6 protein-coding genes are annotated in these 4771 nt (G+C 43.9%); 3 read left to right on the top strand and 3 right to left on the bottom strand.

Translation table 11 applies throughout. From position 1 onward, the window contains the following. Positions 1–101: 101 nt before the first annotated feature. The gene (gene hprK, locus UB32_RS16115; protein ID WP_044395578.1) at positions 102–1031 is read right to left on the bottom strand and encodes an HPr(Ser) kinase/phosphatase; all 930 of its coding nucleotides are present in this window, start codon (positions 1029–1031) and stop codon (positions 102–104) included. 258 nt (positions 1032–1289) lie between these two features. On the opposite strand from hprK, the gene UB32_RS19885 reads away from it, so the two are divergent. The 3 genes from UB32_RS19885 to UB32_RS16105 all read left to right on the top strand — a co-directional run bounded on the left by UB32_RS19885 (position 1290) and on the right by UB32_RS16105 (position 2666). Further along, positions 1290–1424 carry an amidohydrolase family protein gene (locus tag UB32_RS19885; RefSeq protein WP_241768528.1) on the top strand — a complete coding sequence of 45 codons (135 nt, stop codon included), beginning with the start codon at positions 1290–1292 and terminating at the stop codon, positions 1422–1424. A 249-nt stretch (positions 1425–1673) separates the two neighbouring features. Beyond that, positions 1674–1901: a DUF2164 domain-containing protein gene (locus UB32_RS16110; RefSeq protein WP_044395576.1), complete on the top strand. Its 228-nt coding sequence runs from the start codon at positions 1674–1676 to the stop codon at positions 1899–1901. Between the two features lie 105 nt (positions 1902–2006). Next, positions 2007–2666, top strand: a complete 660-nt coding sequence (locus tag UB32_RS16105) for an N-acetylmuramoyl-L-alanine amidase (protein ID WP_347230922.1) — start codon at positions 2007–2009, stop codon at positions 2664–2666. A gap of 44 nt (positions 2667–2710) precedes the next feature. Here the strand turns inward: UB32_RS16105 and UB32_RS16100 are convergent, their stop codons facing one another. After that, on the bottom strand, positions 2711–3058 hold the full coding sequence (locus tag UB32_RS16100) for a phage holin family protein (RefSeq protein ID WP_044395572.1): 348 nt from the start codon (positions 3056–3058) through the stop codon (positions 2711–2713). A gap of 13 nt (positions 3059–3071) precedes the next feature. After that, on the bottom strand, positions 3072–4169 hold the full coding sequence (locus UB32_RS16095) for a DUF4097 family beta strand repeat-containing protein (protein ID WP_044395570.1): 1098 nt from the start codon (positions 4167–4169) through the stop codon (positions 3072–3074). Positions 4170–4771: the final 602 nt, after the last annotated feature.

Genomic DNA, 4771 nt, shown 5'->3' with positions numbered 1-4771 from the left:
CTCGAGGGGCTAGGCGCTGGAGCTGGACAATTTTCGAAATGAATTTTATACTTTCTTATTCTATAAAGAAAAGCGCTTATCAATAATGCCTCATTTTCCAGTTAATCATGGTCGCCATCCTCGATGACGTCTGCAAGCCTGTTGGTGAATTGTTCTGCAGCGTTCACTCCCATCCGCTTTAGCCTGAAGTTCATCGCCGCTACTTCAATAATGACAGCGAGGTTCCGCCCTGGACGGACCGGAATCGTAAGCTTGGTGATTTCCGTGTCGAGGACTCTCATTGTTTCTTCATCTAGTCCCAATCTGTCATATGATTTTTTCTGATCCCAGATTTCGAGGTCAATGTTCAGCGAAATCCGTTTGTGCGAGCGAACAGCTCCTGCACCGAACAGTGTCATCACATTGATGATGCCCACACCGCGGATTTCGAGCAGGTGTTCAATCAAATCAGGCGAGTTACCGACAAGCGTTCCGACATCTTCCTGACGGATCTCGACACAATCGTCGGCGACCAGGCGGTGTCCGCGCTTCACCAATTCTAACGCTGTTTCACTTTTACCGACACCGCTTTTCCCTGTAATTAAGACACCGATTCCATACAGATCGACCAGTACCCCATGGACGGCAGTAGTGGGAGCCAGCTTGCTCTCCAGGTAATTTGTCAGATGACTAGAAAGCCTTGTCGTTTTTTGTTTCGACCGCATCACCGGTACAGACTCGCGCTCTGACGCTTCGATCAGTTCTGCTGGAACCTCCATATCCCTTGTGACGATAATGCCAGGCGTAATATCGGTGCAAAGCTTCTCCATTCGCTCTGCTCTTTCGCGAGGGTTTAGTTTTTCAAAAAAGGTCAACTCTGTTTTACCAAGCAACTGCAGGCGCTCTGCAGGATAATATTCAAAGTAACCGGCAATCTCGAGTCCTGGCCTGGAGATATCAGTTGTCGTAATCGGACGGTTGATGCCCTCCTCTCCACTTAACAATTCCATGTCGAATTTCTCGACAATGTCTTTCGTCCGGACTTTTGGCAAAGAAAGTTCCTCCTTTATTAGGACATTTTTTTACAATAAGATCACAATACTTTCTATTTTAGCACTTTTTCATGAAGTTCCAAATATAAGTTGGATAATTTCCCTCAATTCTTCTGTTAACACAAAGTGGTCTAGACAACTGAAATGAAGTTTTTGTATAATGGAAGAAAAAGGACACAATGTTAGGGTGAAAAAGAATGAAAGATTTTTTGCTGGTTAATGCCAGAATATTGACAGAAGAGACGTAGATTAAAAAATATGTTGGAATTAACTGGGCTCAGTCTTTCAGATCCAGTAAAGCTTGCCAGCGAAAATCCAGCTAGACAGCTGAATATTTTTGATCGAAAAGGAAGTATTGCTTGCGGAAAAAGATGCCGATCTCGTTGTGCTTGACAACAACCATGATGTCATCAAACTTTTTGTCGCGGAGACTATCAGCTATACCCGATAAAACCGACCGCTATAAATTCGTTTGTATATGCAGCGGCTTTAACGATACAATAAAACCCAATCATGCCCCTTTAACAACACCGCTGCATTGTCGATGCAGCAAGAAATTTTAGCTTATTTCCACGGAAATAATCGAATGTCTTTGTCGAATATTTTCTTTGTTTCGATTTAAAAGGATGAGGAGTAGATACAATGCTGAAGAATTTTCAAATGGATGATGCTGCTAGAAATCAAATGATCGCAGAAATTAAAAGGTATTTCCATGAAGAACGCGGAGAGGAGCTTGGGGATTTAGCTGCGATGCTGATTCTTGATTTTTTTGCCAGCAAGCTTGCCCCCCACTTTTATAACAAAGCGATCCAGGATGGGCATGAGTTCATGTCCTTGCGTCTGGAAGATATTTTTGAGCTGAACAAATAATGGATGATAGTCTTCCAGATCCCACTATGTCCTTTTCTGACTTTTGGTCTTATATATACGGATGAGGAAATCTTTTATTTGAAAGGTGGGAGGATCTTGAAGATCATGCTTGATGCTGGCCATGGCTACAACACATCAGGAAAGCAAAGTCCAGATGGCTTGAGAGAATATGAGTTTAATCGTGCTGTGGCAAACTATGCTAAACTGCTGCTAGAAAACTACAAGAATGTCACCGTCTATTTTTCTCATTCCGATCAGCGGGATGTGCTATTGACAGCAAGAACGGACAAGGCAAACAGTCTGAATGTGGATGTATTTGTATCGATTCACTCCAATGCATTTGGCAGCGGTGCCTGGAATGATGTCGGCGGTTTGGAGACCTATGTCTATCTATCTAGACCGCCTGAAGCAATTCAGCTGGCGCAGAAAATTCAGCACAACCTTGTTCTTGCGACCGGCCTTGAAAATCGCGGGGTGAAAACTGCTGACTTCCACGTCTTGAGGGAAACAAAAATGGATGCCGTCCTAGTAGAATGCGGATTCATGACAAACCGGAGGGAAGCGGGGCTATTGCGCACTGAAACGTACCGAAAAGCGGTCGCAGAAGGGATTGTCCAAGCTCTGACAGAACAGTTCAAACTCCAGAGAAAGGACAATGCGCCTAAAGTATTTAAAGTCCAGGCAGGAGCGTTCGAAAGGGAACGGAATGCCAAACAACTTGCTGCACGTTTAAAGTCCGCAGGCTTTGATGCCTATATTGAGTAAGGCCGACACTATAAGTGCCGGCCTTTGCTTTCCCTTTTTTTATCCTATTCACGTAACACGGTGTTTTGAATGACCAAATTTGCCAAGGACATGATCACCGCTGTAAGCAGCGCCATGCCAAAGCCGGCGATTTCAAACGAACTCCCCATCAGGCTGTCCGTCAGCATCAATGTAACGGCGTTAATCACAAACAAGAACAGCCCGAGGCTAAGGACTGTGACAGGAAGCGTCAAAATAATCAAAATCGGTTTAACCAAAATATTTAAGATAGAAAGAACAAAGCTCGCACCTAAAGCAGCGCCAAATCCTGACAGGTAGATTTCCCTTTCAAAAAATCCGGCAAGCGCCATAAACAGCACGGCGTTAATGACAATCCCCAGCAGCCACCTCATTTCCCTACTCCTCCTATTGCTGTTGGATCAGCTTTTTCACCACAATCGAACCAGTTTTCGTGTCTGCATGTAGCCTGACAGCCTTTTGTCCATCGTCCGCGGGCTTGAAACGAAGATGTTTCTGGACCATATCGCTTTTCTCCTCGACGATCTGTATGCCATCAAGTTCGATGGCAAAGCTGCCAAGATTTGATTTCAGCTCGCCGCTTGCCGGTGTTTTCTCTGGCAGGTACACCTCGATACTTCCGGTGGTCGCCTTCATATCCACGTTTTCGCAATCTTGGTTCAAAACCGTGCATGTGACATTTCCATTAAACGACTGGAGATCCACATTGACAAAAACTCCATCTGCCTTGATTGCGCCATTGATCGTTTCTACCTCCAGTTCCTTGATCGTGCTCTGCTGGATATCGATTGGGCCACTCACTGTTTCTGTTTCTAGCTTGCCACACGCAAAGTTCTTTAATAGTACCTTGCCGTTTGCTGTTTTTGCCCGACAATCTTTTGCTGTTACGTTTTCAGCGTCGATCGATCCATTAAACAAGCGAATTCGGAATGAATCGTATTCTGCTTGTGGTACATGGATGACTGCATCCACCTTCATCCATTTTTGTTGAACGGAAAACCGCAGCTTTTGATTTTCAATGGTAAACACCGTGTCCTCTAAAAACTTCTTGCGTGCTTCATCCTGACTTTCGACCCGGTACACCTTCGCACTGCATTCGACACGCACATCTTTCTGATCCCATGGCACTACTTTCACTGAACCATTTGCCAGATCAATGTCCACCTGATTCAAAGAAGGATTTTCCTGCAAGAAAATATGCGAGACTTCAACAGAGTGGCCAAAGTTCAGATCCAAATCGAAATCCTTGATTTTTTTGAAGGCAGAATCAACAAATTCAAGCACCTTATCTTTTACTGTATGGAAGTGATACGTGTTGTAATCTTCTTTTTTAAATTCTTCTTTTTTAGCTTCATCAAAGCTCACATTCGTAGAAAGCGCAGTTGATTTATTCTGATCCAGCTGCTCAATCAGAAACAAAGCTTCCTCCACCGACAACTTTCCTTCTTCAACAAGCTTCAAGATGCGTTTTCTTTCGTCTTTCATCGTCCATCCTCCTCTATTTGTGTTACGTTTTTATCCCTTTGATATTTAATGCAGCATCAGACGCGTTCTTTACATTACCCTTAATGTGACCAGAAGGAACATTGCCCTAATTCTCTCCTCAGCAATTAATACGCTTAGGAATCCCGGAAGTTTCATTTCGTATAAAAAAAATCTTGAATAACTTTAAAATAAGTTTCTGGTATAGGATACAACCGGACGTATTCGCACCAAATATCATTAACAATTGTCCGGCATCTTAATTATATCATTGCAGGAATAAAATGCCAAAATAAAAACCGGGCAAATTACGCCCGGTCCTTTATAGGTTTGGCTAATAATCAGTGCTCTTGATTTCCACTCCAGACACTCGCTTTCCCCGGGGCGACAGGTGAGCCTCCTCCTCGCTTCGCTCGTGCGGGGTCACACCTTGATCGCTTATCCGGCAGGAGTCGATTTTCTTCCGTTTCAATCAACAGTTGCAAAAAATAGTTTTTGCCTTTAAATAAACCCGAAAGTTTTTGAACAATCCTCTTATTTGTGAACTACTCCCACCACTTACCACCCTTACAGGTCGCTTGAAGTGGGGGCTTCTCGACTTATCG

The organism is Mesobacillus subterraneus (assembly GCF_000934845.1).
In the GTDB taxonomy this organism is placed as follows: Bacteria; Bacillota; Bacilli; order Bacillales; family Cytobacillaceae; genus Mesobacillus; species Mesobacillus stamsii.
This window is presented reverse-complemented; position numbering and strand designations above follow the sequence as displayed.

Bases quoted from the DNA above. Each gene is read 5' to 3' on its own strand.
- UB32_RS19885 (WP_241768528.1), top strand. From the start codon at position 1,290: ATGTTGGAATTAACTGGGCTCAGTCTTTCAGATCCAGTAAAGCTTGCC.
- UB32_RS16110 (WP_044395576.1), top strand. From the start codon at position 1,674: ATGCTGAAGAATTTTCAAATGGATGATGCTGCTAGAAATCAAATGATC.
- UB32_RS16105 (WP_347230922.1), top strand. From the start codon at position 2,007: ATGCTTGATGCTGGCCATGGCTACAACACATCAGGAAAGCAAAGTCCA.
- UB32_RS16100 (WP_044395572.1), bottom strand. From the start codon at position 3,058: ATGAGGTGGCTGCTGGGGATTGTCATTAACGCCGTGCTGTTTATGGCG.
- UB32_RS16095 (WP_044395570.1), bottom strand. From the start codon at position 4,169: ATGAAAGACGAAAGAAAACGCATCTTGAAGCTTGTTGAAGAAGGAAAG.